At 75.5% G+C, this 909-nt stretch carries 1 protein-coding gene; it reads right to left on the reverse strand.

Going from position 1 to position 909, the window contains the following annotated elements; all coding sequences use genetic code 11:
• Nucleotides 1-909, reverse strand: a 909-nt coding sequence (locus tag ACFFNX_RS51355) for an AMP-binding protein (protein WP_378213805.1), incomplete at both ends; no start/stop codon positions are given.

The raw sequence follows: 909 nt of genomic DNA on the forward strand, positions 1-909 counted from the left end.
CTGGACGCCGGCGAGATACAGCTCGCCGGCGACGCCGGGCGGCACGGGGTTCAGGCGCGCGTCGAGCACCAGCGCGGCGGTGTTGGCGACCGGCGTCCCGATCGGCACCGCTCCGTCCGGGACCGCGGTGCCCGGAGGCAGGTGGTGGCACAGCGCGCCGACGCAGACCTCGGTCGGCCCGTACTCGTTGACCACCCGGAGCCGTTCCGGGCGGCGGGCGGCGAACCCGGCCAGCGCCTCACCGCGCAGCGCCTCGCCCGCCACGAGCAGGGTGGAGGGGGCGTCGGCGGCGAACCGGACCGAGGAGAGCAGCGGCGCGTGGCTCGGCGTGATCTTCAAGAAGGTGGCGGCACCGGAGGCCCCGGCGAGCGCGTCGAGGGTATCCTCGCACAGCTCCAGGACCCCGCCGTGGACCAGGGTCCCGAGCAACGGGGTGATGGAGAAGTCGAACGACGTGGACGAGTGCATCAGGGTGTGCCCGTCCAGGCCGGGGAAGTCGCGCCCGGCCCAGTGCAGGTGGTTGCGCAGCGCCGCGTGCGACACCACCGTCCCCTTCGGCCGCCCGGTGGATCCGGAGGTGTAGATCACGTACGCGGCGTTGTCCGGGCGCAGCGGAGCACGCCGGTCTTCATCCGTGAGCGGCTCGGTGCCGTCGTCGCCGGGCCGGGCGCCGAACGCCGCGATCCCGTCCGGCCCGTCGACCTCCAGCCGGGGCGCCGACGTGCGGGGCAGCTCGGTTCCGGCCGCGCACACCACCAGCGCGGCGTCGGAGTCCTCGAGCATCAGCGCCACCCGCTGCGGCGGATAGTCCGGGTCCACCGGCACGTACGCCTCGCCGGCCGCGGGCACGCCCGCCGTCGCCACGACCGTCTCCACCGGGCGGCCGATGGCCAGCGCCACCCGGTCTTC

This window comes from Actinoallomurus acaciae (assembly GCF_042429965.1).
GTDB classification, from domain to species: domain Bacteria; phylum Actinomycetota; class Actinomycetes; order Streptosporangiales; family Streptosporangiaceae; genus Actinoallomurus; species Actinoallomurus acaciae.